Genomic DNA, 25,701 nt, shown 5'->3' on the forward strand with positions numbered 1-25,701 from the left:
CATGACCCGCTACGCCGACATCCCCAAACCCATCCGCTCCGGAATAGTCGTAGTCAACCCCGATACCGGCACCCCCCAGCGGATCATCGTCCTGCAGTTCAACCCGGACACCCTGGAGCGCAGCGTCGCCCCCCAGTCCGCCGGCGACAGTGGTGACTCCGGAAGCGGAGGCACCGGTAGCGGCGACCGGAACGAAGCTCTTCGGCTCAAGGGACCCGCCCAGGAGACCTGGAAGTTCACCGCGGAGATCGACGCCACCGACCAGTTCGAGGTCGCCGCGCCCGACGGGATTCACCCTCAGCTCGCGACCCTCGAGATGCTGGTGCAACCGACCACCGCCCAGCTCCGCGCAGCGATGAAGCTGTCGCAGAAGGGTGCCATCGAGATCAGTCCGATCGAGATGCCGCTCACCCTCTTCACCTGGGGGAGCAAGCGGGTCATGCCCGTGCGGCTCACCGAGTTGTCCGTCAACGAGTCCGCCTTCGACGTGAACCTCAATCCGATCCGTGCCTCGCTCAGCATCGGCATGAAGATCCTCACCGTGAGCGACCTCCCGGCCGGCCACCGCGGCGCCGACCTGTACATGGCCCACCTCGCGCAGAAGGAACGCCTCGCCGCGGCGGCCCGCGGCGGCAGCCTCGGCTCGCTCGGGCTCGGCGGAGGCATCGGTGGCGGCGGTGGTGGATTCGCGGGCGGGGGCGGAATCGGTTTCGGGACCAACGCCGTGATCGGCAGGAGCTGAGGAGGACGACCATGGCCGAGATCGAGCCGTACGAGAACGCCCTGGACGCCATACCGGGCGCCCACCCCTACCCCCGGACCAGCCGGTACCACGACGCCGAGATCGGGATCCACCGACGTGCCGACGGCACCGAAGTGCGGTACACCAAGCGCCGGTTGCTGCCCCCGGTCGACCAGACCGAGGACCCCGACCTCACCCAGCCCCACACCGTCGGCGCCGGCGAGCGCCCCGACCTCCTCGCGCAGCGCTACTTCGGTGACCCCGGCCAGTGGTGGCAGATCGCCGACGCCAACCCCGTACTGGATCCGAGGGAGTTGACCGACGAGGCCGGGCGGGTCATCGACATCCCGTTGGCCGGCGGGTTCCCCGGCGGCAGGGGGGACCGGCGTGTTTGATCTGCCCGTGGGGCAGGGCCCCGTCCACATCACGCTCCAGATGGGGCCCAAGCTCGCCCGGCCCGTCCCGGCCGAGGTGACCGAGGCCCTGCTGTCCGCCCAGATCACCGCCACCGCGGGCGAGCGCAGCGGCTTCCAGCTCGCCTTCGACCTCACCAAGAACGGGATCATCAGCCGACGACTCCTGCCGGAAGGGTTCTTCGACCCCAAGACCCGGCTCATCGTCAGCGTCACCGTCCGCGGCACCTCCGCCGTCCTCTTCGACGGGCTCGTCGTCCGCCACGAGGTCGGCGCCAGCAACCAGCCCGGCCACTCCACCCTCACCGTCACCGGCGAGGACCTGACGCTGCTCATGGACCTGGAGGAGCGCACCGCCCGGTACCCCAACCTCCCGCCCTCCGAGCGAGCGCTGGCCATCCTGCGCCGGTACTCCGACTACGGCATCCGGCCCGACGTCTACACCGAGAAGGTCGCCCAACCCCCGCACCAGGACCTGCGGGTGCACTACCAGACCGGCACCGACCTGCAATACGTCACCGAACTCGCACGGGCGAACGGCTACACCTTCTATCTCGAACCCGGACCCAACCCCGGCCAGTCCTCCGCCCGTTGGGGACCCGAGATCCGCCTCGGCATCCGCCAGCACGCCCTCAACGTCAACATGGACGCCAACTCCACCGTCGACCAGCTGACGTTCGCCTACGACGGCACCGCCCGCGAAGAGCCGCAGGCCCGCTGGCAGAACCCCGAGACCCGGCAGTCGGACCTGCTCCCGCAGCCGTCCATCAGCCCGCTGCGCCCGCCCCTCGGCAAGCGGCCCACCCCGGCCCTGAAGCGCAGGACGCTCTCCGGCACCGCCAAGCACCAGCGCGAGCAGGCCGAGGCCGAACTCCTCGCCCGCGCCGCCGTGTCCGCCGACGTCGTCTCCGGTTCCGGCTCCCTCGACGTCATCCGGCACGGCTACATCCTCCAGCCCCGCCAGCTCGTCGGCGTACGCGGCTCGGGACGGGCCTACGACGGCGACTACTTCGTCAAGTCCGTCACACACAACCTGCGTCCGGGCTCCTACCAGCAGAACTTCACCCTCTCCAGGGAGGGGCTCGAAGCGCGCAGCGACTACGTCCGGCCCTGACCCCCCAGCCACCACAGACCCACCGACCACAGACCCACCGACCACAGACCCACCGACCAGGAGCAACCCACCATGGCGGCACCCAGCAATCGCTACCTCGGCAAGTTCCGCGGCCGCGTCGTCAGCAACGACGACCCGCTGCGCATCGGCCGGATCACCGTCGAGGTCCCGGACGTCCTGGGCAACGAGCCGTCGACGTGGGCGCTGCCCTGCCTGCCGTTCACCGGACCCGAGTCGGGGCAGTTCGTGGTGCCGCTCCCGGGGTCCGGAGTGTGGGTGGAGTTCGAGCAGGGGGACCCCAGCTTCCCGGTGTGGACCGGGTGCTGGTACGGCGCCGCCGACGAGCTGCCGCCCGACGCGCGTCGCGAGCTCCAGGCCAACTCGCCGAACAAGCCCGTCGTCGTACAGACGCCGCAGGCGCACAAGCTCGTCATGAACGACACGCCCGGCGCCGAGCAGGGAATCCTGCTTCAGGCCCAGGGCGGCGCATACATCCGTATCACCAGGGAGGCCGTGGTCATCTCGACCGGCGCGGGCGCCGAGATCCTGCTGCGCGGCAACGAAGTGACCATCAACGAGGGCCAGTTGACCGTGCTCTCCAAGCGATGAGGAAAGACGGGGGACACAAGACAATGTCCGGGACTCTGCTCGACGCCGGTGCCGTGATCGGTTGCCCGCACGGCGGCCGCGCCGCGCCCGCCGGCACACCCTCCGGCGGCGTACGCCTCGCGGGCGCCGCCGTCGCCACAGCCGCGCACAGCTATGTGATCACCGGCTGCCCGCACACCGTGAACGGCGTGCCCTCGCCATGCGTGACGGTCCGCTGGACCGCCGCCGGCTCCGGTATCACCGTCGACGGCGCGCCCGTGCTGCTCGACACCTCCGCGGCCGCCTGCTTCACCGCGGCCTTCGTGCCGCAGGGGCCGCCCGTCGTCCAGGCCGCGCAGCGAAAGGTGACCGTCCGATGAGCCCCACGAGCCGGGGCACCAGGCCCCGTTCCGACCTCGCGTTCCCCTTCCGCGCGGACCGCCGCGGCCGTACCGCGCACGCCAGGCACGGCGAACACGTCCACGACCTCATCGAGCAGCTGCTGTTCACCAGCCCCGGCGAGCGCGTGATGCGCCCCGACTTCGGCTGCGGCCTCCTCGACCTGGTCTTCGCCCCGACCAGCCCCGAGCTGATCAGCACCCTCGAACTCTCCGTGCAGGCCTCGCTCCAGCGCTGGCTCGGCGATCTCATCGAGGTGGAGGCCCTCGACGTGGTCAGCGAGGACAACGTCGTCCGCGTGTACCTGTCGTACGTCGTACGCGCCGACGGCGCCCGACGCGACGACGTCTTCGAAGGGAGGGCCACGGCATGACCGGCACGACCGCCACCTCCCGCCGGGCCAAGGTCCGTGCCGCCCAGCTGGGCGGCGTCGACGCCGTCGAGGTCAGCGACGACGGCCTGCTGCTCACCGTCACCTTCCTCGGCAAGGCCCCGCACGGCCTCGGCCCCGAGAACGTCCGCATCGACGGCGGCCGGAGGATCACCGGCATCACCGCCGTGGACGTCAGCGTGGAGCGCGAGGAGGACCCCGAGCTCGACGACCGGCTCTACGTCACCCTCGACAAGGCCGGCGACACCTCCCGCTACCGGCTCTCCCTGGTCGAGACCGACCCGTACGGCCGCCCCGGCACCGAGCCCTTCCGCGGCTTCGACCAGCGCTACCACCGGGCGACCTTCGCCTTCCGGCCCGACCGCCCGACCCCCTTCGACTGCGAGGAGGACGAGCCGGACCGGGCGGACTTCCCCGCCGCGCCCGTCGTCGACTACACCGCCCGCGACTACGACACCATCCGCAAGCTGCTCCTGGACCGCCTCGCGCTCACCACACCCGACTGGGTCGAGCGCAACCCCGCCGACCTCGGCGTGACCCTCGTCGAACTGCTCGCGTACACCGGTGACCAGATCAGCTACCAGCAGGACGCGGTGGCCACCGAGGCCTACCTCGACACCGCCCGCCGCCGGGTCTCCGTACGGCGGCACGTCCGGCTGATCGACTACGCGATGCACGACGGGTGCGCGGCGCGTGCGTACGTCGCCGTCGAGATCGCCGGTGACCACACCCTGGCGCCCGGGACGTACCGCTTCGCCTCCGTCGACGTCCGTACCCTCGACCCGCACGACCGTCCCGAGCCCGGCACCGTCATCGACGAGGCCGACCTCGGCGACCTCGACGAGCGCGGCTCGGTGGAGGTCTTCGAACCGGTCGTCACCGCCGACCCGCTTCAGCTGCGCGTCGCCCACAACGCGATCCGGCTGTGGAGCTGGGGCGGCGAGGTGTGCACCCTGCCGAAGGGCGCCACCTCCGCCACCCTGCGCGACGCGTGGGTCGACCCGGAGACCTGCCGGGACCGCCGGCTCGACCTGAAGCCCGGTGACGTGCTCGTCCTGGAGGAGGTCAAGGGCCCCCGCACCGGCACTCCCGGCGACGCGGACCCCGGCCACCGTCAGGCCGTCCGTCTGACCTCCGTCACCCCGGCCGTGGACCGCATCGAGGACCAGCCTGTCCTGGAGGTCACCTGGGCCGCCGAGGACGCCCTGCGCTTCCCGCTCTGCCTCACCACCCGCGGCGGCCGGGACTGCCTCCCCGTCGAGGACGTTTCCCTCGCCCGCGGCAACGTCGTCCTCGTCGACCACGGCCGCACCCTGCACGGGCTCCCCGAGACGTCCACCGTCCCGCAGGCCCCCGCCGAGGTCGCCCCCTGCGACCCTCCCGCCTTCGGCTGCCACGACCGCGACGAGGGCAACGCCCCCGCCCGGCTCATCAACTCCCTGACAGATCAGGCGGAATCGGGCGAGGCCCTCACCGCCGACGACGTCCGCGAACTCTTCGAGGTCGTCGGCGAGGCGGCCACCAACCGCGCCGGGCTCGGCCTGGAACGCGCCGGCCAGCGCCACGAACGCGTCGTGCCCGGAACGGCGTACGCCCAGGCCGCGGCCCTGCGCACGCTGCTCGCCCAGTCCGTCCACCCGGGCATCCGACCCCGCTTCCGTCCCCTCCTCGGTCGCGCGCCCGTCGCGCAGACGGTGCCGTTCCCCGAGCCGGCCACCGTCGCCGCCGGACAGGCCGAGCGAATCGCGGCGATCCCGGGACGCGTCCGTCAGCGTCTCGTCGAACTGTGGCGCAGCGCCCGCGACCGGGACGGACTCTCCGAGCAGGAGATCGACGAACTCACCGTGATCTACGGCCTGAGGATCCTGGAGCACATCGAACTCCACCGCCACCCCGTCCGCGCCCTGCGTGAACTCCTGCACCGCAACGACGAGTTGCTCGACGCCAAACTGCGCCGCGTCGAGGTCCTCACGGCCCGCGCCCGAGCCGGCACCGTCCTCGACGGGCACATCGCCTGGGAGATCGCGCACAGCTGGGGGCCCGTCTACGCCGCCGGACTGCACCCCGAGGAACCGGTGCTGCGCGGCTCCGCGACCGACGCCCTGGCCCAGGACCCGCGGCACGCCCTGCCCGCCGTACGCGTCGACGAGGGCGAGACCTCCGTCTGGGAGCCGCGCCGCGACCTGCTCGACAGCGGCCCCCGCGACCGGCACTTCGTCGGCGAACTGGAGGACGACGGCCGGCTCGCGCTGCGCTTCGGCGACGGACGGCACGGCGCGAGGCCGACCCCCGGGTCCCGCCTCGCCCTGCACTACCGCCTCGGCGGCGGCACGGCCGGCAACGTCGGTGCGGAGGCCATCAACCACCTCGTCGTCCAGCCCGACTGCGACCCGCCGCCCGCCGCCGTGGTCCGCAACCCGCTCCCGGCCGTCGGTGGCACCGCACCCGAACCCGTCGAGCAGGTACGCCAGTTGGCCCCGCTCGACCTGCGCCGCACCCGGCTGCGCGCCGTCACCGCCGACGACTACGCGGCCCTCGCCACCGCCCTGCCCGGCGTCCAGCGGGCGGCGGCGGAGCTGCGCTGGACCGGCAGCGTCCAGGAGGCGCAGGTCGCGATCGACGCGTACGGCGCCGGCGCCCCGTCGGCCGAGCTGCTGGCCTCGGTCGCCCAGTCGCTCGAGCCGTACCGGCGCATCGGCCACGACCTCGTGGTCGACGGCGCGCGGCTCGTGCCGCTGGACATCGCGCTGACCGTGTGCGCCGCGCCGGGCCACCAGCACGGGCAGATCCTGGCCGAGCTGTACCGCGTCCTGGGCAACGGCCGCCTCCCGGGCGGACGCCTCGGCTTCTTCCACCCGGACGCGCTCACCTTCGGCGAACCGGTACGGCTCAGCCGGCTCGTCGCCGTCGCGGCAGCCGTGCCCGGCGTCGAGAGCGTCCAAGTCACCCGACTGCAAAGGCTGTTCGAGCCGGACCGAGGAGAGAGGGAGGACGGCGTGCTGCGGCTCGGCCCGCTGGAGATCGCCACCTGCGACAACGACCCGGACCGGCCGGAGAACGGCCGGCTGGCGATTTCCCTGGGAGGTGCCCGGTGACGACGGACCCGACGATCGACGACTGCGCCTGCGGCGGGGCCTGCCGCGGCGGCCACGACGAGCGACTCGCGCCGGCCCCCGTGCACAACCCGCCCGGCCGTACGGCCCTCGACTACCGCGTCGGCGAGTACGGCTCCTTCCGGGCCGCCCTCCTCGACCGCCTCGCCTCACCCGCCTACCCGGCTCTCGACGGGCTGACCGTGCGCACCCCGGACGACCCGGCGATCGGCCTCCTCGACGCCACCGCCGTCCTCGGTGACCTGCTCACCTTCCACTCCGAGCGCATCGCCGACGAGGCCTACGTCCGTACGGCCAACGAGCACCGTTCCCTGGTCCTGCTCGGCCGTCTCGTCGGCCACCGCCCGCGTCCCGGCGTCGCCGCCGCCACGCATCTGGCGTACACGCTGGAACGCGACCCGCGCGCGGAGGCGCTGCCGGTCACCATTCCACGCGGTGCCCGCAGCCACAGCGTGCCCGCGTCCGCGGACGAGCAGTCCCTCACCTTCGAGACCAGCCGTGATCTGACGGCCCGCTGGGACTGGAACGAGCTGAAGGTGCGCCGTCGGCGTCCCTCCCTCGTCACTCCCGCGGACCTGGAGCGTCGCTCGGAGCTGTTCATCGAGGGCACGGCGAACTCGCTCCAGACCGGCGACCAGTTGCTCTTCGTCTTCGGTGAACAGGCGGGCGGGGAACGGACGTTGCTGCCCGTCGCCAAGGCGCGGCTCGATCGGGAGGACGAGATCACGGCGATCTCGTTGCCGAAGTCCGCGCCGCCGACGCTGAAGGAGCTGGTCGACGAGGTACGGCGCTGGACCGCCGATCCGGCCGCTCCGGGGGAGCCGGGGGATGAGCCGCCTACGCCCGAGGTGCCGAATCCTCGGCCCGTCAGCCGGCTGATCGAGGACTTCGAGGACCAGGTGCTGGCGCCCCTGAGGGAGGACCTGGAGGGCATCAAGACGCCCGAGCGGCTCGCGGCCCGGCTGGCGGAGCCGGTGGCGCGTCTTGGTGAGGCTCAGGTGTTGGCAGAGCCCTACCCTGACGTCGCCGCCTGGTTCGAGCAGTTGGAGGCGGTGCTGGCGGAACTGGGCGATCGTGCCTTGGAGTTGGCACCGGCGCAGACGGATGAGACGGGTAGTCGTTCGTCTGCGGCGCCGTTGGGGCTGGTCGCGCCCCGCGGCGGAGCCGCAGATCGATACAGCCCCGCGCCCCTTAGGGGCGATGCGCGCACCGCTGCTCTACAGGCACTGGGCGCTGTTCTACCCGCCCTACGCGCCTCAACGCCCGCCCCGCGCGGAGGCAGCGGCCGTCAGCTTCCCGGCACCGACACCGCCCGCCTGCTCTCCGCCCTCAACCCCTCCCTCGGCACCCTCTACCCGGCATGGCGGACAGCCGCCGCCCCCGGCACCCCCCAGCTCCTGCGCGAACTGCTCGCCATGCGTGTCACTGCCGCCCCCTTCGGCGCGACCGCCCCGCTCAAGCCCGTCCAGGACGACCGCGGGCGGGTCATCCGGACCGCCGACTGGCCGCTGACCGGGGCGGTGCTGGCGAGTATGCGGGTCGTGTACGACACGTCGGGCAGGAGCCCGGTCCGGGCCGAGTTCCAGTACGTAGAGGGGAGCAGCTCCGACCAGCGTGCCGAGAACCTGCCGGTCGCCCAGCCGCTGACCTTCCCGCTCGGCACGGGACAGGTCGAGCTGTCGGTGCGCTCCGGGCAGGACCGTGACCTGAACTGGCTCAACCGTCGGCCCACCGACTCCCAGGAGCCCGGTGTCACGGCACGCCTGCAGTCCGGTCTGCCCGAGCGGACGCTCTTCGTGTCCCGGCCGGACGACGAGGGGCTGGTCCACGTCGGCGTGCACAACGGCACGTCCGAGCAGATCGCCCTGCGGCCGAACGCGAGCGAGCAGTTCACGCACGGCGAGTACGAGGTGAGCCTCAAGTACACGGTGGGCACCACCGAGCCGAACGTCGAGGTCGTGATCGCCAGCAAGCCGGAGCCGCTCAACCGCCGTGTCCTCCAGCTGGACACGGTCCACACCGGCATCACGGTGGGCAGCTGGGTCGCGATCCAGCGCCCCGCGAAGGGCGCCCAGGGCGGCATTCCCGGCGACGACAAGCTCGACTTCGTCACCACCCAGGTCGTCGCGGCCCGTACGGCGGCGTACACCAACTACGGCATCACCGGGCGCGGTACCGAACTCACCCTCGCCGAACCGTGGTTGGACGAGTTCGACGTCCTGCTCTCGCACATCCGGGACACCACCGTCCACGCGGCCGGTGAACCCCTGCGCCTGGCCGACGAACCGCTCGGCGAGGACGTCCACGGCAACGAGGTCGAACTCGCCCAGCTGTACGACGGGTTGCGCGCCGGCCGTACGCTCGTCGTCACCGGTGAGCGCAGCGACATCCCGGGCACGGCGGGTGTGCGGGCCACCGAGGTCGTCACCGTCGCCGCCGCCGACGCGGCCGTCGACCCGCGGCTGCCCGGCGACCACGTCCACACCAGGCTCACCCTGACCGCCGACCTCGCCCACCGCTACCGCCGCGAGACGGTCCGGATCCTGGGCAACGTCGTCGAGGCCACCCACGGCGAGAGCCGCGAGGAGGCCATCGGCAGCGGTGACTCGGACCGCGTGAACCAGACGTTCGCACTGTGGCAGTCCCCGCTCACCTGGCTCGCCGACGACAACCCCCTCGGCGCCACACCGGTGCTGGAGGTCCGGGTCGACGGCGTCCTGTGGCACGAGGTCGACAGCCTCGCCGGACGCGGCCCCGTCGAACGGGTCTACATCACCGGCTCCACCGCGGACGGCCGTACGACGGTGACCTTCGGCGACGGCGTCAACGGCGCCCGACTGCCGTCCGGCCACGAGAACATCCGCGCCCGGTACCGCTTCGGCACCGGCAAGGCCGCCAACGTCGCCGCCGACCGCGTCACCCAGCCCCTCACCCGGCCGCTCGGCGTCACCCAGGTGACCAACCCGCGCCCGGCGAAGGGCGGCGCGGACGCGGACGGCCCCGGCCTGACCCGGCGTACGATCCCGCTCGCCGTGTCGGCGCTCGACCGCCTGGTCTCCGCGTCCGACTACGAGGACTTCGCCCGCTCCCGCGCCGGCATCGGACGGGCCGCGGCCCGTGAGCTCTTCGACGGCCGGCGCCGCGTGCTGCATGTGACGGTCGCCGGCACGGACGACGTGCCGATCGACGGCGACTCGGACACCCTCAGGGCTCTGCGCGGCGCGCTGACCGAGTACGGTGACCTCAACCTCCCCGTGCGGGTCGACGTGCGCGAGCTGGTCCTGCTGCTCGTCGCGGCCAGGGTGAAGGTGGCCGAGGATCACGCCTGGGAGTTCGTCGAACCCCGGCTGCGTCAGGCACTGCACGCCCGACTCGGCTACGAGGGAAGGGAGTTGGGGCGTCCCGCCCGGCTCTCCGACGTCCTCGCCACCGCCCATTCCGTGCCCGGGGTGGACTACGTGGACGTCGACGTCTTCACCGGCGTCCCCGCGTCCGCCACTCCCGAGGAACTCACCGGCGTCCTCGGCGACCCCGGCCCGCCCAGGGCATCCGTTGCGGCGCGCGAGGCGACGTACGACGAGAAGGTCCACACGGTGCGTGCCGCGGGCGGCGAGACGCTGTCCGAGATCTGCGCCAGGTACGGCGTCCCGCTCGCCGAACTCCTGCGCCTCAATCCCGACATCACCGACACCCGGCGCCTGGCCAAGGGCCGTTCGGTGTTCGTCTTCCGCGGCATCCGCCCGGCGCAGCTCGCGATGCTGTCGCCGAGGGCCGCGGACACCCTGATTCTGACGGAGGTCAAGTGATGTCCCCAGACGTCCGGTTGGAGTCTTCGGCCCCGGCGAGCACGTCCAGGGAACCCGACGGACTCGCCGCGCTGCTGCCCCGCTGGCACCTGTTGCGCGACGCCGAGGAGGGCGAACAGCTGCGCGCGCTGCTCGCGGTGATCGCCGAGCAGCTCGACCGGATCCGCGACGGCGTCCGGCAGGGCTACGAGGACCTGTTCGTCGAGACCGCGGCGCCCTGGGTGCTGCCGTACCTGGGCGACCTGGTCGGCTATCGCACCCTGCCCGGCTACGAGCGGGTCCTGACGACCGGCCTGCACGAGGGAGGCCGCGCCGCCCTCGCCGAGGCCGTCGCCCCGCGCGCCGACGTCGCCGCCACCGTGGCCAACCGCCGCCGCAAGGGCACCCTCCACCTCCTGGAGGAACTCTCCGACCAGGTCACCGGCTGGCCCGCCCGCGCCGTCGAGCTGTCCCGGCAGGTCTCCCACACCCAGCCGGTGAAGCTGGGCGCAGGGCACCGCACCGAGCGCGGCCGTCTCGTCGACCTGCGCGACAACTCCGCCCTCGACCTCGCGGGCGGCCCCTTCGGCGCGACGGCGCGCACGGTCGACGTACGCCGGGCCAACTCGCGGCACCGGCAGGGCGGTTGGACTCCGGCGGGCGTAGCGCTCTTCGTCTGGCGGCTGAAGGCGCACTCGCTCACCCGGTCCCCGGCCTACTGCATCGACCGCGCCCGCAACCTCTACACCTTCTCGATCCTCGGCAACGACACCCCGCTGGTCACCAAGCCGTTCCCGGAGCCGTCGCCCACCCACATCGCGACCATCGACAACGTCCCGGCGTTCGTCACCCGCCGACAGCTCCACGACCGGCTCGCCGACTACTACGGCCCCGGCAAGAGCCTCGTCATCCGGCGCGACGGCGAGGACCGGCCCGTACCGCCGTCGGACATCGTGGTCGCCGACCTGTCCGAGTGGCGCTATCGGCCCAAGCGCGGGCAGGTCGCCGTCGACCCGGAGCTCGGGCGGATCGCGTTCGGGTCGCGGTCGGCGCCCCGCCAGGGCGTGTGGGTGGACTACCACCACGCGTCCGCGGCCGACATGGGCGGCGGCGAGTACGACCGCCTCGACCGCGAGCCCCGGCCGGACGCCGAGGTCTACCGGGTCGGCCCCGGGCAGCCGTACCGCCAGATCATGGACGCCTACCGGGCCTGGCAGCACGAGCGCCGCGCCGACCGGACCGGCCCCGCGGGCATCATCGAGATCACCCACAGCGGCGCCTACCAGGAGCAGCTGGACTTCGACCTCGACCCCGGCGACCGGCTCGAAGTGCGTGCCGCCGAGGGCACCCGGCCGGTGATACGCCTGCTCGACTGGTACAGCAACCGCCCCGACGCCCTCAACATCCGTGCCGTGTCCGAGGACTGCGCCCCGCACGAGCGTCCGCGCATCGTCCTCGACGGGCTGCTCGTCGCCGGACGCGGCATCAACGTCACCGGCCCGATGGGCGCCGTCGTCGTCCGGCACTCCACGCTCGTCCCCGGCTGGTCCCTGGAACCCGAGTGCGATCCGCACTCGCCGGAGGAGCCCAGCATCGTCCTGGAGCGCACCACCGCGTGCCTCCAGGTAGAGCACAGCATCCTCGGCACCATCGAGGTCATCGGCGACGAGGTGAGCGAGGAGCCGCTCGACATCCACCTGCGCGACAGCATCCTCGACGCCACCGGCAGCGATCGCGAGGCCCTGTCCGCGCCGGACTGCCGGCACGCGCACGCCGTACTGCATCTGCACCGCACCACCGTGATCGGAGAGATCCACACGCACGCGGTGCGCATCGCCGAGAACTCGGTCCTCACCGGCCGTCTCCACGTGGCCCGGCGCGGCATCGGCTGCATCCGGTACTCGTACGTGCCGCCGGGGTCGCGCACCCCACGCCGGTACCGTTGCCAGCCGGACCTGGCCGGGCCCGAACAGGCCGGTCGTGTACGGCCGTTGTTCACCTCCGAGCGGTACGGCACGCCCTGGTACGGGCTGCTCGCCGACCGGTGCGCCGAGGAGATCCGGCGCGGCTGCGACGACGGCGCCGAGATGGGCGCCTTCCACGACCTGCACCGGCCGCAGCGCGAGGACGGCCTCAGGGCACGGCTCGCGGAGTACACCCCGGCGGGCACGGACGCCGGGATCCTCTACGTGACGTGATGCCGGCCATGAGTCGCGACGTGAGCGCCGCCGCCGTAAGCCCTGCCCGCACTTTCCTGAACCAGGGGGACCCCCTTCATGCACGCTGACCTCTCCCGCCTCACGTTCCGCCCGGAACGGCACTACTCGGCGGTCGTCGCCCAGCAGGGGCGTGTTCAGCTCGACGCCGACATCAATGAGCAGACCGCGATCCAGCTCCACCAGGCCCGCACCCTCGCCGCCGACCTGATCGGCCGGCACGGCGGACCGCGGGACGCCGCGGGCTTCAAGATCGACTACGTGGGTGGCAAGCACGACATCGACACGCTGCACATCCGCGGCGGCCGCTACTACGTCGACGGCATCCTTCTCGACGCGACCCGCCCGGCGCCCGGCGTACCCGTCCCTGACGACGGCGCCGACGAGCAGGCGGAGGACGCCGCCGCTCCGCCCGCGTACTGGACCTACTGGGACCAGCCCGACGGCTTCCGCGATCCGGAGAAGCCCGGCGACCGGCTGCCCTCGCCCGCCACCTCGCCGTTCGTGGTCTACCTGAACGTCTGGGAGCGCGCCGTGTCCGCCGCCGAGGACCCGGCACTGCGCGAGGTCGCGCTCGGCGCGGCGATGCCCGACACCGCGGCCCGTGTGAAGGTCGTCTGGCAGGTGCTGCCGCTGTCGCTGGCCGCGCTGGACATCGAGGAGACCGACCCCTCCAAGGAGGTCGTCCGCGCCGCCTTCGACAAGTGGGCGCAGAAGCAGTCCGCGCCCACCGCACGCCTGGCCGCCCGCAGCGAGCGGCCCGACCACGCCGACGAGGACCCCTGCCTGGTCAGGCCGGACGCCCGCTACCGGGGCCCGGAGAACCAGCTGTACCGCGTCGAGGTGCACGCGGGCGGCGAGGCGAAGGACGCCACGTTCAAGTGGTCCCGCGAGAACGGCTCGGTCGTCTTCCCGGTCGACGAACTCGACGGCACCTGGGTGCAGTTGGCCTCTCTCGGGCACGACGACAAGCTGGACCTGGACGTCGGCGACCACGTGGAGCTCGTCGACACCGCGTACGCCTCGCGCCTGGAGCCCCTGCCGCTGCTGCGGGTCGAGGAACTGGACCTGCCCGGCCGCCGCGTCCGCCTCAGCGCCGAGCCCGACCGGTCCGTCGGCCGGCTGCCCCACCTCAACCCGTTCCTGCGCCGCTGGGACCACCACGGCGGACCGAGGCGCAAGGGCCGTACGACCGCGCTGAAGGGCGGCGCGATCCCCGTCGCGGAGGGGGAGTGGCTGCCGCTGGAGGACGGGGTCGAGGTGTACTTCACCAAGGGCGCCACGTACCGCACCGGCGACCACTGGATCATCCCCGCCCGCACCGCCACCGGCCGCGTCGAGTGGCCCACGGACACCGCGCGCCGCCCGCTGCTCCAGGGGCCCTCCGGCATCGTGCGCGGGTTCGCGCCGCTGGCCCTGGTCAAGGGCGAGGGTGGCACCGTCGACCTAAGGCTCGCCTTCAACCCGCTGGCCGGCAGCATCCCGGCCGCCGACGAGGCGACGCTCGCGGCGGAGGAGCAGGCGCGCCGTGAGGAGCAGCTGGCGGAGGACCCGTCCGGCGGGAGGTCGCAGACCACCGCGGACGCGGAGGCGGCGGCGGAAGGAGACGAGTGATGGCGAAGCCCCTGAGCGCGTCGAAGATGGTGGAGATCCTCCGCGCGGAAGGCCTCACGGTCCACGAGGTGCGCAGCTGGCGCACCCACAACCGCAACAGCAAGGGCGCCTGGGGCCCGGTGAACGGCGTGATGATCCACCACACCGTCACCAAGGGCACCGAGGCCTCGGTGAACATCTGCTACAACGGCTACTCCGGCCTGCCCGGCCCGCTCTGCCACGGCGTCATCGACAAGAAGGGCGAGATCCACCTCGTCGGCAACGGCCGCGCCAACCACGCCGGACTCGGCGACAGCGACGTCCTGCGCGCCGTGATCAACGAGTCGAAGCTGCCGCACGACAACGAGGCCGACACCGACGGCAACGCCCGCTTCTACGGCTTCGAGTGCATCAACCTCGGCGACGGCAAGGACCCCTGGCCCGAGGCGCAGAAGGAGGCCATCGAGAAGGTCTCCGCCGCGATCTGCCGACACCACGGCTGGAGCGAGCGCTCGGTCATCGGCCACAAGGAGTGGCAGCCGGGCAAGACGGACCCGCGCGGCTTCACGATGGACGGTATGCGCAAGCGCATAGCGCAGCGGCTGAAGGGCGGCGGCGGGGGCGGCGACACCACCCCGGACCCGAAGCCGGCGCCCAAGCCGAAGTACGTGCCGTTCCCCGGCAGCGGCTTCTTCCAGGTCGGCCGGAAGTCCCCGATCGTCACGGCCATGGGCCGCCGCCTGGTCGCCGAGGGATGCGGCCGCTACGAGGAGGGCCCGAGCCCGGAGTGGACCGAGGCCGACCGCCGCTCCTACGCCGCCTGGCAGCAGAAGCTCGGATTCAAGGGCAAGGACGCGGACGGCATCCCCGGCAGGGTCAGCTGGGACAAGCTGAAGGTGCCCGACGTGTGACGCTGTGGACTCGGACGAGCCGAACGGCCCAGGTACCCCACGGGGGTGTCCTGGGCCGTTCTTGGCGGGGACGAAGGGTCTTGCTCCGCCAGGCGAAACCAGTCACACTGGTACCGAACGAATGGTCGGTTGGGGAAGCTGGTATCGATGACGACATCACACGCCGCCGAGGCGCCCCCGCTGGGGGGACTCCAGGAGCACTTCGACGCGACGATCGCGCGTGACCAGCGGATCGAGCCGCGCGACTGGATGCCGGACGGCTATCGCAGGACGCTGGTCCGCCAGATCGCGCAGCACGCCCACTCGGAGATCATCGGCATGCAGCCGGAGGGGGAGTGGATCACCAAGGCGCCCTCCCTGCGCCGCAAGGCGATCCTCTTCGCGAAGGTGCAGGACGAGGCCGGACACGGGCTGTACCTGTACTCGGCCGCCGAGACCCTGGGCACCGACCGCGCGGAGCTGACGGACCGGCTCGTCGAGGGCCGCCAGAAGTACTCGTCGATCTTCAACTACCCGACCGTGAGCTTCGCCGACGTCGGAGTGATCGGCTGGTTCGTGGACGGCGCGGCGATCTGCAACCAGGTCCCGCTGTGCCGCAGCTCCTACGGGCCGTACGCGCGCGCGATGGTGCGGATCTGCAAGGAGGAGTCGTTCCACCAGCGGCAGGGCTACGAGCTGCTGATGACGATGATGCGCGGCACCGACGCCCAGCGCGAGATGGTGCAGGACGCCGTGAACCGCTGGTGGTGGCCGTCGCTGATGATGTTCGGCCCGCCCGACGACTCCTCGCCCAACTCCGCGCAGTCCATGGCCTGGAAGATCAAGCGGCACAGCAACGACGAACTGCGGCAGCGCTTCGTCGACATGACCGTCCCCCAGGCCGAGAAGCTCGGCGTCACCCTGCCCGACCCCGAGCTGCGCTGGAACGCCGAGCGCGGTCACCACGACTTCGGCACCCCCGACTGGGACGAGCTGATGCGGGTCATCAAGGGCGACGGCCCGTGCAACGACCAGCGGATGCAACGACGCAGAAGCGCCCACGAGGAGGGCGCCTGGGTGCGGGAGGCGGCCACCGCCCACGCGGCCAAGCAGGCCGCCCGCGCGGAGAAGGGAGCGGTGGCATGACCCCCGAGAAGGCCTCCGGGACGCCGTCCGAGAAGCGGGACTGGCCGCTGTACGAGGTGTTCGTGCGCGGCAAGCGCGGACTCAACCACGTCCACGTGGGGTCGCTGCACGCCGCCGACGACCGGATGGCACTCACCCACGCGCGCGACCTGTACACGCGGCGCAACGAGGGCGTGTCCATCTGGGTGGTGCGCTCCGAGCACATCGCCGCCTCGACCCGCGACGAGAAGGACCCGTTCTTCGCGCCGAGCGCCGACAAGGTCTACCGCCACCCGACGTTCTACGACATCCCCGACGACGTCCCGCACATCTGAAGGAGAGGGCATGAGTGACGACCACGTCTACATGACCCTCGCCGAGGGACACGAGGACGACGCCCGCTGGGCCTACGGCACCGGCTTCGAGGACCCGCTGCACGGCGTGGACACCACCGTGCCCGAGGGTGTCGACGCCGGTGAACTGGCCGCCGTTTGCGTCGCGTTGGCCGACGACGCCCTGGTCTCGGCCCAGCGCCTCGCCGAGTGGATCACCCGCGCTCCCGAGCTGGAGGAGGAGGTGGCGCTGGCCAACATCGGCCTCGACCTCCTCGGCCAGGCCCGACTGCTCTACTCCCGCGCCGGCCAGACCGACGGCACCGGCCGCGACGAGGACGCCTACGCCTACTTCCGCGACGCCGGCGACTTCCGCAACGTACGCCTGGCCGAGGTGCCCAACGGCGACTTCGCGTTCTCCATCGTGCGGCTCCTGCTGCTCTCCAGCTGGCGCCTCGCCCACTTCGAGCGGCTGGCGTCCCACCCGGACCCCGTGCTCGCCGCCATCGCCGCGAAGGGCGTCAAGGAGCTGGCCTACCACCGGCAGTACGCGGCGGAGTGGACGGTGCGCCTGGGCGACGGCACGGAGGAGTCCCACCGCCGGACCCGCAAGGCCCTGGAACAAGTGGCGCCCTACCTGGGGGAGTTGTTCACCGCCTTCGACGTACGGGACGAGGTCGTCGCCGTCCTGCGCCAGGTCACCCGGGCCGCCGGACTGCCCATGCCCGTCTACCGCCCGCTGCCCGGATCCGGCCGCGACGGCGAGCACACCGAGTATCTCGCCCCACTGCTGGCCGAGTTGCAGGGCGTGGCCCGCGCCCACCCGGAGGCGACATGGTGACGACCCTCCCCGACGCCCGGCGCGCCCGGCACATCGCCGAGCAGGTGCCGGACCCCGAGCTGCCCATGCTCACCCTGGCCGACCTGGGCGTCCTGCGCGACATCGAACTGACCGGGGACGGCACGGTGGTCGCGAGCCTGACGCCCACCTACTCGGGCTGCCCGGCGATGGCCGAGATGCGGGCGGACGTGGCGGCACGGCTGCGTGACGCGGGGTACGCGCGCGTGGAGATCCGCACGGTCCTCGACCCGCCGTGGACCAGCGACTGGATCACCCCGGCAGGCCGCCGCAAGCTCACCGAGCACGGCATCGCCCCACCGGGCCCCGCCCCGCGGAACGGCGGCCCCGTCCCGCTCGTCCTGTCACCCACCCGGCACGCGGTGACCTGCCCGCGCTGCGGCTCGGCGGACACCGAGGAGACGTCCCGCTTCGCCGCCACGTCCTGCAAGTCCCTGTGGCGCTGCCGCGCCTGCCGCGAGCCGTTCGAGTACGTCAAGGAGATCTGAATGGAAGGCCTGAAGGAAGCACAGACGGCTGCGTCGGTACGCCCGCGCGCCCGCCGCCGTCCGGCCTTCCACCTCCTGCGCGTCGCCGCGGTGACGCCCCTGTGCGCGGACGCGGTCGCCGTCGCTTTCGACATCCCGGCGGAGCTGGCCGAGGAGTTCGCGTTCGAGCCCGGTCAGTCGTTGACGTTGCGGCGGGAGATCGAGGGGCGGGACGAGCGGCGGTCGTACTCGATCTGCTCGCCGGTCGGGTCGAGTCCGCGGATCGGTGTGCGGGTCGTGCCCGGGGGCCTGTTCTCGTCGTGGCTCGTCCATGACGTACGCCCCGGCGACACCGTCGAGGTGATGGCCCCGACCGGTGCGTTCACGCCCGACCTCGGTGCCGAGGCCCACCATGTGCTGATCGCGGCCGGCTCCGGCATCACGCCGATGATGTCCATCGCCGAGTCCGTCCTGGCCGCCGACGACCGCTCGACCGTCACCCTCTTCTACGGCAACCGCCGTATCGGCACGGTGATGTTCGCCGACGAGCTCGCGGATCTGAAGGACCTCTACCCGACCCGGTTCCAGCTCGCGCACGTGCTGTCCCGGGAACCCCGTGAGGCCGAGGTGCTCTCCGGCCGGATCGACGCCGACCGGCTCGCGACGCTCATCGACGCGCTGGTCGATGTGACAGCCGCCGACCACTGGTGGCTCTGCGGGCCGCACGGCATGGTCCGCGACGCGCAGGGCGTGCTGGAGGGGCTCGGGGTTCCGGTGGAGCGGGTGCACCAGGAGCTGTTCTTCGCCGACGACGAGCCCGTCCGCGAGGTGCACCACGAGGAGGCCGGTCCGCAGGGACCCGTCAGCCAGGTCACCGTCACCCTCGACGGCCGCTCCACCACGGCCGCCCTGCCGAGGGAGCGCACGATCCTGGACGGCGCCCAGCGGACCCGCCCCGACCTGCCGTTCGCCTGCAAGGGCGGCGTCTGCGGCACCTGCCGTGCCCTGGTCACCGACGGCAAGGCGGACATGCGCCGCAACTTCGCCCTGGAACCGGCCGAGGTCGACGCGGGCTATGTGCTGACCTGCCAGTCCTACCCGGTTTCGGAGACACTGACGGTCGACTACGACAGCTGAGCCGACGAGAAGAGTGGGGTGGCGAGGAGAGCGAGGGGACTAGTTTCAGGAAAGCCGCTCTCGCGGCGGTGAGAAGGAAGCCCCCTTCATGGCCTCGCCACGGCTCACGGTACCAGTCACTGCGGGATCAGGTCGCGCATATTTTCGGGCGTCACGATCCGCGAGTCCGGGTGCAGCCCCTCGGGCCGCTGGAGACCGATGTACGTGACCGGGCCGTCCGGGACCTTCTCGCCGTCCCAGAGGGTCGTCGCCGTCGCGTCCATCAGGTCCGTCAGATAGCGCACCGTCAGCTGCTCCCGCTCCACGATGCCGCGCAGCAGCGTCGCCACCGACACCCGGTTGCCCTCGACCCGGTTGAACGACGGATTGCCCTTGAGGTACAGGTGCAGCCACTTGGCACGCCAGCGCCCGTCCCTCCCGCGCTGGAACGCCAGCGGCAGCGCCACCCGGCCGGGACCGCGCAGCTCCGACTTCATCCGCACGGTACGCGGCTCGAACGGACGCCCCCGCTGCTCGCCGTCGCGCAGCATGAACCCGAAGAACGACTCCTCGACCTCCTCGAAGCCCTCCCCGGAGTAGACGTTGACCTGCGGCACGATGAACGTGCTGCGGACCGCGTCCAGCCGCAGGTCGATGAACTCCGAGGCCCCGTCCGGCGCTTCCGTGACGTCGCCCGAGTGCTGTCCCTCCAGCTCGCTGAGGTTGGTGTACGACAGCCAGAAGGCGGGCCGGTACTCGGCGCTCAGCACCAGCGCCGACAGGTCGTAGTCGGTGGTCCGCTGCTTCTGCTTCCAGTACACGAAGAAGCGCAGCAGCTCGCCGTCGACCGGCGACACCGAGCCGCGCGGCAGCACCCCGAGCCCGGCCGCGGTGGCCCTGCCACTGAGCGGCAGCGCGACGTCGAGCACGTCCGGGTCGATCAGCAGATGCCCGGGGGCCGGCAGCCGGCGCCGCAGCTCCGCGTCGAGCGCGCCCATCAGGCGCTCCCGCTCGCCGGACGGCACGGGCGCACGGGTGTCCCCCGTGACCCAGGCCCGGCCGAGCCGGTTGATGAACACCCGGCGCGCACGGGACTTCTCCGCCCGGTTGTGCAGGTGCTCACGCACCGACAGCACGACCCGCCCGGCGACCCGTGGAGCGACGTCCACGGCGGCGGCCACGACCGCGTCCCGCTCCTCCTGCGTGGCCGCCGTCCGCAGCAGCCGGTCCAGCGCGCGGAACAGCTTGCCCGGCGCCGACCTGAGCAGGGTCACCGCGCCGATGACGTCGTCCGTTCCGAGCAGCTCCTCCACCTGGCTGTCGAAGGAAGGGGCCCGCTTCTCACCGCGCGCGACCGCGAACACGTCGGCGGCGTGCGGCCACTGCGGATACTCGTGCGGATGCAGCCGCTCGCCCAGCCGCTTGAAGTCCTCACGGTGCGCGTGGACGTCAGCGAGCTTGGCCGGGGCCGCCGCGACCACCGTGTCGAGCCCTGCCAGCAGAGCCCGGCGTACCGGCCGGGACAGCCCCCGGAACCGCGTCGCCTCCACCAGCGTCACGTCACCGCCCGACAGCGCGCAGGCCAGCCGCAGCACATCGGTCACCGTGTCCAGCAGCGGCTGGGAACCGGCCCGCAGCCGGGCCCGGTTGATCACGGCACGGCTCTCCCGCACCGGGATCCCCTCGGGCTGCGGTCCGTCCACGCACACCTCGGCGAGCACCTCGAGGTCCCGCAGACCGTCCTCGCCGAGCGGCGTGCCGCTGCCCGCCAACGCCAGGTACAGGGCGGTGACCTCGGCGTCCGCGTCGCCGCCGAGGTGCAGGACGGTCATCCGGTCGCCCGCCGCGGCGATCAGCTCGTCGTGGTGTCCGAGCATCTCCGTGTACGTGTGCTGGTAGCGGCCGTACGACGGCAGGGTGAGCAGGTTCACCACACCGTCGCTCAGCTGCTCCAGCGTGCTCGCCCGGGTCGTGTCGTCGGCGAGCGCCTCGGCGATGCAGCGCGTCCAGAAGTCGTACGTGTCCGGCACATTGGCCGGGAAGTCGATGAAGTACACGTTGTGCCGCACATGGTCGCCGACCAGCTCGCGCACGGTGTCCAGCGTCCGTACGGCGGTGTCCACCACCGTGCCCTCGGACAGCCCGGAAAGGCGGGTCAGCAGCTCCGCCGACAGCTTGAAGCCCACCGACATGAGCGCGGCGTCGAACTGCCGCGCCGTGACGGCACCTTCCCCGACGGGTCCCGTGGGGGAGGGGAGGCGGTGGGCGTGCCGTATGACCAGGGGTTCCAGACGGTGGACCATGCAGGGATGGTCGCAGAGCAGGACGATCGGGCGCATTCGGATTTCCGCGTCCGGCCCGGGCCGAGCAGGTCACCCGCAGGCGGCGGCCCGCCCCCCGACGATGGCGACAGGCAGGTCAGGAGCCCTCGGCCGCGCGGTCCGCGTCGCGCTGCCTGAGGCGGGCCGCCTCCTTGCGGACCTCGGCCTGGGTCGAGCGCTCCTTCTGCAGCCACTCGGGCTGCTCCTGCTTCAGCGCCTCGATCTGCTCGGTGGTGAGGGGGTCGGTGACGCCGCCGCGGGCCAGCCCGGCGATGGAGACGCCCAGCTTCTGGGCGACGACCGGACGGGGATGCGGGCCGTCGCGTCGCAGGTCGCGCAGCCACTGCGGCGGGTCGGCCTGGAGCGCGTTCAGCTCCGCGCGCGTGACCACGCCCTCCCGGAACTCGGCGGGGGTGGCTTCGAGGTACACACCCAGCTTCTTCGCCGCGGTCGCGGGCTTCATGGTCTGGGTGCTTTGGTGCGACGTCATGGTCCCCAGGGTATCGACTGAGTGAACCGCCGCCGACCACGGCCGGTAACCTGGCCAGGTGACAGGCTCGCAAGCACCCCCCTCGTTCAGGCTCGCGTACGTCCCGGGAGCGACCCCCTCGAAGTGGGTGCGGATCTGGAACGAGCGCTTCCCGGACGTCCCCCTCACCCTCCACCAGGTGACCGCCGCCGACGCGCCGGACACGCTCCGTGACGGGGCGGCGGACGCCGGGATCGTACGGCTGCCGGTCGACCGTACGGTCTTCAGCGCCATCCCCCTCTACACCGAGGCCACGGTCGTCGTCGTCCCCAAGGACCACGTCATCGCGGCGGTCGACGAGGTGACCGTCGACGACCTCGCCGACGAGGTCGTCTTCCACCCCCTCGACGACGTCCTCGACTGGGAGCGGCCACCGGGACAGCCCGCCTTCGAGCGCCCCGCCACCACCGAAAACGCCGTCGAGCTCGTCGCGGCGGGCGTCGGCCTCCTCGTCGTACCCCAGTCGCTGGCCCGGCTCCACCACCGCAAGGACCTCACCTACCGGCCGCTCGTGGACGCCCCCCAGTCGAGCGTCGCCCTGTCCTGGCCGGAGGACGCGACGACCGACCAGGTGGAGGACTTCATCGGAGTGGTCCGCGGCCGCACGCCCAACAGCACGCGCGGCCGCACCGCCTCCCAGGCCCCGGCCCCGACCGAGCAGCCGAAACGCAGGCGCCCGGACGCCGGCGGCGGCAGCCCCCGGCGCCAGTCGGGAGCGGCCCGGACCCAGCGCGGCGGCTCCGGCGGCGCCAAGGGCACCAAGGGTGCCAAGCGGGGGAAGCCTCGCCGCCGCTCGTAGGCAAGCGGCTGCCTCAGCGGGCGTACGTCGCCCGCTCCGCCGTACGCACCACGGTCTGACCGTCGGCCTGGCTCAGCCGGCCCGCGGCGACCCACGCGTTCACGGTGGACCGCACCCGCGTGACCAGCGCACCCTTGCTGTCGAAGGGCGCCCGGGCCCAGATCTCGTCCAGCAGGGTGGTGCCGTCGGACCGCGCGGGGTTGGCGACGCCCGAATCGGTGTTGCCGAAGACCACCCGAGGCTCCGAGCGCTTGAAGTAGGCGTGGGTCGGATCCTCGGTGCCCTCGAAGAACGGGGCGAACTCCGTGCCCGCGAGGGTGTAGTGCAGCGGCTTGCCGCTCACCGGGGTGAGCGAGGGCAGAAGGTCGCCGGAGAGACCGGAGTTGCGGTACAGGCCCAACTGGAGGTGGCTCGTAGCGGCGTTGCGGCCGACGAGGTTGACCGGACCGTAGAACAGGGTCTGCAGCGAGGGGTCGTCGAGCGCCTTCTCCACGCGCAGCCTGAACGGCATGGAGATCCGCACGGTGTCCCCGCTGCGCCACGTCCGCGACACGGTGAAGTAGCTCCCCGGCGTCGGAGTCCCGCTCACCGCACTGCCGTTGACCGTCACCCGGAACCCGGCGGTCGCCCACGCCGGCACCCGCAGCCGCAGGGCGAAGGCCGCGCTGCCCCCGCCGACGGTGAGCGTGGTGCTCTGCTCACGTGGGAAGGCGGTCGTCTGAGTGACCGTCACGCCCTTCTCCGCCCAGGTCAGTTGGGACGGACTGTACAGGTTGACGTACAGCGCGCCGCCGTCGGCGGACTTGAAGTACACCGAGTCCTGGTACTTGGTGGCGCTCTCCATGCCGGTGCCCTCGCAGCAGGTCGTGCCCTGCTTGGGCGTGTAGTCGCGCACATGGCCCGGAGTCAGCCCGATGAAGTACGTGACCAGCGGCTTCTCGGCGTCCGCCTTGTCCTGCTTGGAGCCGAGGACCTGGTTGTAGAGGGCCCGCTCGTAGTAGTCCATGTACTGCGGCCGCTGCTCGTGGAAGAACAGGGCACGGCTCAGCTTCAGCATGTTGTACGCGCAGCACGTCTCGGCGGTCGTGTCGCTGATCGTGCCCGCGATCACGTCCCGCGCCTTCCAGAACTCGGCCGTGCTGGTGCCGCCGATCCCGTACATGCGGTGCGGCACGACCATGCCCCAGAAGTTCCGGGCGGCGTCCAGATAGCGCTGCTCACCGGTCGCGTCGTAGAGCCGCAGGTACCCGGTGAAGATCGGTATGTGCTGGTTGGCGTGCAGCCCGTCGAGGATGTCGGTGTCCGCGGCGGAGTTGTCGATGAGCCGGTCGAGGTCGAACAGCTGGGCCAGCGCGAGGTGTTCGGCCTTGCCGGTGATCGCGTGCAGATCGCAGATCGCCTCGACGATGCCGCCGAACTCGCCGCTGGAGAACAGCCCCCACATCCGCTGAAGGGTCGCCTCGGGCAGTTTCGACAGCCGCGCGTACATCCAGTCGCACATGCCGGACGCGAGATCGAGGGCCCGGGCGTCCTCCGTGGTGAGATAGGCGTCCAGCACCCCTCGCAGGATCTTGTGCGCGGTGTAGTACGGCGCCCAGACCTTGGTGTAGTCGCTGGTGGTCCGCGACTCCAGGTCGATGAACTGCGTCTCCGGGTACGCCGCCAGGAACCCGGGATGGCTGGGCCCGCCCCAGGTGCGGCGCAGTGTCGCGGTCAGGCCGCGGCCGGAGGCGTCGGCGAAGGTGCCGCCCGAGGTCTCCTCGAAGGCGTACGACGCCAGGTCGCCGCGTCCGGCGGAGGCGTCGGCGGCCGGGCGGCTCTGGAGGTCGCTGATCTCGGCGGCGGTCAGGGCGCGCGACCAGACGTCGAACGCGTCGTAGGCGCCCGCGAAGACGGGGTCGGTGGCGAAGTTGGAGCGGCCGAGCCAGTTGTTGGCGAGGGTGCCGAGGGCGGCCGGGGTGAGGGTCATCGCCGTGTTGCGGCCGACGGCGGCGCCGTTGACGTAGAGCGTGCCGGTGCCGCCCGCGATCGTGACCGCGAGGTGGCTCCACTGCTCCAGGGGCAGCGCGGCGGTGCCGTCGATGCCCTGCTCGCCGCCCGGGCCGCTGGTCGTGAGGGCGAAGCGCGGGACGCCGGAGGCGTTGCGGGCGGCCAGGTACATGTACCGGGTGTTGTCGTTCCCGAAGTCGAAGACCCGCGCCCAGTTGCCGGCGTGGGTGGGCTTCACCCAGGCGGACAGGGTGATCGCGGAGGCGCCCCCGAGGACGGCGGCGGGCAGGTCGACGTACTGGTACGAGCCGCGGACGTTCTCGGCGGCGGTCCCGAACCTCCCGGCGACGCTCAGCACGGCCGGGTCCTTGCGCAGCGCCGCCCGCACCTCGGTCAGCGCCCCGACCATGGTGCGGATCCTGTCGGCGAACACCTGCTCGCCGGTGCCGGCGTAGGCCTGGGACAGCATGGTCAGGAAGTGCCCGGTGTAGTGCCCGCGCAGATTCCCGTTCGCCTCCCCGTCCAGCCCCTCCCAGCCGCCGGGCGCCACCGCGCCACCGGTGGCGAGCCCGGCGTTGGCCCGGAAGACCTGGAGCAGCCGGTTGACGTCGTAGCCACGGGCGTGGTCGAGCATCAACTTCCGCTTGTCGGCGAAGAGTCCGGGCCGCAGGGCCACGTCGTCGAGGGCGAAGGGCCGAGCGCTCCAGCCGGCGGGGATGGCGGTCACGGCCTTCGCTTCCTGGACTGCGGCCGAGGCCCGGCCGGTTGCCGTGTGACTGATCGCGGGGGTGGCCGCGGCGAGGGCGGCGGCCTGGAGGAGGGATCGTCTGGAGAGGGGCGGTGCCATGGGTGCTCCTCCGCGTGGGGGGCCGGATCGAGTGTTCGAGATTCCGAACGACGTACGAATGATCGACCAGACG

At 72.2% G+C, this 25,701-nt stretch carries 20 protein-coding genes; 17 read left to right on the forward strand and 3 right to left on the reverse strand.

The features are described 5' to 3' along the window. The first annotated feature begins 1 nt into the window (after position 1). The 16 genes from ACFZBP_RS19765 to paaE all read left to right on the forward strand — a co-directional run bounded on the left by ACFZBP_RS19765 (position 2) and on the right by paaE (position 19,164). Positions 2-742 carry a hypothetical protein gene (locus ACFZBP_RS19765; RefSeq protein ID WP_383448789.1) on the forward strand — a complete coding sequence of 247 codons (741 nt, stop codon included), beginning with the start codon at positions 2-4 and terminating at the stop codon, positions 740-742. A gap of 11 nt (positions 743-753) precedes the next feature. Beyond that, positions 754-1,137, forward strand: a complete 384-nt coding sequence (locus ACFZBP_RS19770; RefSeq protein ID WP_383448791.1) for a hypothetical protein — start codon at positions 754-756, stop codon at positions 1,135-1,137. Continuing rightward, the gene (locus ACFZBP_RS19775; RefSeq protein WP_383448793.1) at positions 1,130-2,269 is read left to right on the forward strand and encodes a hypothetical protein; all 1,140 of its coding nucleotides are present in this window, start codon (positions 1,130-1,132) and stop codon (positions 2,267-2,269) included. Before ACFZBP_RS19770 ends, ACFZBP_RS19775 begins: the two co-directional genes overlap by 8 nt. A 72-nt stretch (positions 2,270-2,341) precedes the next feature. Continuing rightward, positions 2,342-2,878, forward strand: coding sequence for a phage baseplate assembly protein V (locus ACFZBP_RS19780; RefSeq protein WP_391414651.1), 537 nt, complete (start codon positions 2,342-2,344; stop codon positions 2,876-2,878). 23 nt (positions 2,879-2,901) lie between these two features. Further along, positions 2,902-3,237, forward strand: a complete 336-nt coding sequence (locus ACFZBP_RS19785) for a hypothetical protein (RefSeq protein ID WP_391414653.1) — start codon at positions 2,902-2,904, stop codon at positions 3,235-3,237. Beyond that, positions 3,234-3,629 (forward strand): GPW/gp25 family protein, encoded by a 396-nt coding sequence (locus ACFZBP_RS19790; RefSeq protein ID WP_391414655.1) that lies wholly within the window; start codon positions 3,234-3,236, stop codon positions 3,627-3,629. Before ACFZBP_RS19785 ends, ACFZBP_RS19790 begins: the two co-directional genes overlap by 4 nt. Beyond that, positions 3,626-6,742 (forward strand): putative baseplate assembly protein, encoded by a 3,117-nt coding sequence (locus ACFZBP_RS19795; protein ID WP_391414657.1) that lies wholly within the window; start codon positions 3,626-3,628, stop codon positions 6,740-6,742. The genes ACFZBP_RS19790 and ACFZBP_RS19795 overlap by 4 nt, the downstream gene beginning before the upstream one ends. Beyond that, positions 6,739-10,566, forward strand: coding sequence for a putative baseplate assembly protein (locus ACFZBP_RS19800; RefSeq protein WP_391414659.1), 3,828 nt, complete (start codon positions 6,739-6,741; stop codon positions 10,564-10,566). The genes ACFZBP_RS19795 and ACFZBP_RS19800 overlap by 4 nt, the downstream gene beginning before the upstream one ends. Then, positions 10,566-12,743 (forward strand): hypothetical protein, encoded by a 2,178-nt coding sequence (locus tag ACFZBP_RS19805; RefSeq protein WP_391414661.1) that lies wholly within the window; start codon positions 10,566-10,568, stop codon positions 12,741-12,743. The genes ACFZBP_RS19800 and ACFZBP_RS19805 overlap by 1 nt, the downstream gene beginning before the upstream one ends. A 78-nt stretch (positions 12,744-12,821) precedes the next feature. After that, positions 12,822-14,375: a DUF6519 domain-containing protein gene (locus ACFZBP_RS19810; RefSeq protein ID WP_391414663.1), complete on the forward strand. Its 1,554-nt coding sequence runs from the start codon at positions 12,822-12,824 to the stop codon at positions 14,373-14,375. Next, positions 14,375-15,265 (forward strand): peptidoglycan-binding protein, encoded by an 891-nt coding sequence (locus tag ACFZBP_RS19815; protein WP_391414666.1) that lies wholly within the window; start codon positions 14,375-14,377, stop codon positions 15,263-15,265. Before ACFZBP_RS19810 ends, ACFZBP_RS19815 begins: the two co-directional genes overlap by 1 nt. 147 nt (positions 15,266-15,412) lie before the next feature. Then, positions 15,413-16,390, forward strand: a complete 978-nt coding sequence (gene paaA, locus ACFZBP_RS19820) for a 1,2-phenylacetyl-CoA epoxidase subunit PaaA (RefSeq protein WP_391414668.1) — start codon at positions 15,413-15,415, stop codon at positions 16,388-16,390. Then, positions 16,387-16,704 carry a 1,2-phenylacetyl-CoA epoxidase subunit PaaB gene (gene paaB, locus ACFZBP_RS19825; protein WP_391414670.1) on the forward strand — a complete coding sequence of 106 codons (318 nt, stop codon included), beginning with the start codon at positions 16,387-16,389 and terminating at the stop codon, positions 16,702-16,704. Before paaA ends, paaB begins: the two co-directional genes overlap by 4 nt. 10 nt (positions 16,705-16,714) lie before the next feature. Next, positions 16,715-17,542 (forward strand): 1,2-phenylacetyl-CoA epoxidase subunit PaaC, encoded by an 828-nt coding sequence (gene paaC, locus ACFZBP_RS19830; RefSeq protein WP_391414672.1) that lies wholly within the window; start codon positions 16,715-16,717, stop codon positions 17,540-17,542. Further along, positions 17,536-18,048 (forward strand): 1,2-phenylacetyl-CoA epoxidase subunit PaaD, encoded by a 513-nt coding sequence (paaD, locus tag ACFZBP_RS19835; protein ID WP_391414674.1) that lies wholly within the window; start codon positions 17,536-17,538, stop codon positions 18,046-18,048. The genes paaC and paaD overlap by 7 nt, the downstream gene beginning before the upstream one ends. After that, positions 18,049-19,164 (forward strand): 1,2-phenylacetyl-CoA epoxidase subunit PaaE, encoded by a 1,116-nt coding sequence (gene paaE, locus ACFZBP_RS19840; protein ID WP_391414676.1) that lies wholly within the window; start codon positions 18,049-18,051, stop codon positions 19,162-19,164. Between the two features lie 116 nt (positions 19,165-19,280). Here paaE and ACFZBP_RS19845 read toward each other — a convergent pair whose 3' ends face one another. Beyond that, positions 19,281-21,446 (reverse strand): hypothetical protein, encoded by a 2,166-nt coding sequence (locus ACFZBP_RS19845; protein WP_391414679.1) that lies wholly within the window; start codon positions 21,444-21,446, stop codon positions 19,281-19,283. Positions 21,447-21,561: 115 nt separating this feature from the next. Next, a complete protein-coding gene (locus ACFZBP_RS19850) occupies positions 21,562-21,954 on the reverse strand; it encodes a DUF5997 family protein (protein ID WP_391414681.1) in 393 nt (130 codons plus the stop codon). Positions 21,955-22,012: 58 nt separating this feature from the next. Between ACFZBP_RS19850 and ACFZBP_RS19855 the strand changes: the two genes are divergently transcribed. Next, the gene (locus ACFZBP_RS19855) at positions 22,013-22,792 is read left to right on the forward strand and encodes a LysR substrate-binding domain-containing protein (protein ID WP_391414683.1); all 780 of its coding nucleotides are present in this window, start codon (positions 22,013-22,015) and stop codon (positions 22,790-22,792) included. A gap of 13 nt (positions 22,793-22,805) precedes the next feature. Here ACFZBP_RS19855 and ACFZBP_RS19860 read toward each other — a convergent pair whose 3' ends face one another. Further along, entirely contained in the window at positions 22,806-25,628 is a 2,823-nt protein-coding gene (locus ACFZBP_RS19860; RefSeq protein WP_391414685.1) for a beta-L-arabinofuranosidase domain-containing protein, read from the reverse strand. Between the last annotated feature and the right edge of the window lie 73 nt (positions 25,629-25,701).

The sequence above is a fragment of the Streptomyces sp. NPDC008086 genome, from assembly GCF_042957325.1.
Lineage (GTDB): Bacteria > Actinomycetota > Actinomycetes > Streptomycetales > Streptomycetaceae > Streptomyces.

Bases quoted from the DNA above. Each gene is read 5' to 3' on its own strand.
- ACFZBP_RS19780 (WP_391414651.1), top strand. From the start codon at position 2,342: ATGGCGGCACCCAGCAATCGCTACCTCGGCAAGTTCCGCGGCCGCGTC.
- ACFZBP_RS19805 (WP_391414661.1), top strand. From the start codon at position 10,566: ATGTCCCCAGACGTCCGGTTGGAGTCTTCGGCCCCGGCGAGCACGTCC.
- ACFZBP_RS19860 (WP_391414685.1), bottom strand. From the start codon at position 25,628: ATGGCACCGCCCCTCTCCAGACGATCCCTCCTCCAGGCCGCCGCCCTC.
- ACFZBP_RS19850 (WP_391414681.1), bottom strand. From the start codon at position 21,954: ATGACGTCGCACCAAAGCACCCAGACCATGAAGCCCGCGACCGCGGCG.
- ACFZBP_RS19790 (WP_391414655.1), top strand. From the start codon at position 3,234: ATGAGCCCCACGAGCCGGGGCACCAGGCCCCGTTCCGACCTCGCGTTC.
- paaB (WP_391414670.1), top strand. From the start codon at position 16,387: ATGACCCCCGAGAAGGCCTCCGGGACGCCGTCCGAGAAGCGGGACTGG.
- ACFZBP_RS19785 (WP_391414653.1), top strand. From the start codon at position 2,902: ATGTCCGGGACTCTGCTCGACGCCGGTGCCGTGATCGGTTGCCCGCAC.
- ACFZBP_RS19845 (WP_391414679.1), bottom strand. From the start codon at position 21,446: ATGGTCCACCGTCTGGAACCCCTGGTCATACGGCACGCCCACCGCCTC.
- ACFZBP_RS19795 (WP_391414657.1), top strand. From the start codon at position 3,626: ATGACCGGCACGACCGCCACCTCCCGCCGGGCCAAGGTCCGTGCCGCC.
- ACFZBP_RS19765 (WP_383448789.1), top strand. From the start codon at position 2: ATGACCCGCTACGCCGACATCCCCAAACCCATCCGCTCCGGAATAGTC.
- ACFZBP_RS19810 (WP_391414663.1), top strand. From the start codon at position 12,822: ATGCACGCTGACCTCTCCCGCCTCACGTTCCGCCCGGAACGGCACTAC.
- ACFZBP_RS19815 (WP_391414666.1), top strand. From the start codon at position 14,375: ATGGCGAAGCCCCTGAGCGCGTCGAAGATGGTGGAGATCCTCCGCGCG.
- paaA (WP_391414668.1), top strand. From the start codon at position 15,413: ATGACGACATCACACGCCGCCGAGGCGCCCCCGCTGGGGGGACTCCAG.
- ACFZBP_RS19770 (WP_383448791.1), top strand. From the start codon at position 754: ATGGCCGAGATCGAGCCGTACGAGAACGCCCTGGACGCCATACCGGGC.
- paaC (WP_391414672.1), top strand. From the start codon at position 16,715: ATGAGTGACGACCACGTCTACATGACCCTCGCCGAGGGACACGAGGAC.
- paaE (WP_391414676.1), top strand. From the start codon at position 18,049: ATGGAAGGCCTGAAGGAAGCACAGACGGCTGCGTCGGTACGCCCGCGC.
- paaD (WP_391414674.1), top strand. From the start codon at position 17,536: ATGGTGACGACCCTCCCCGACGCCCGGCGCGCCCGGCACATCGCCGAG.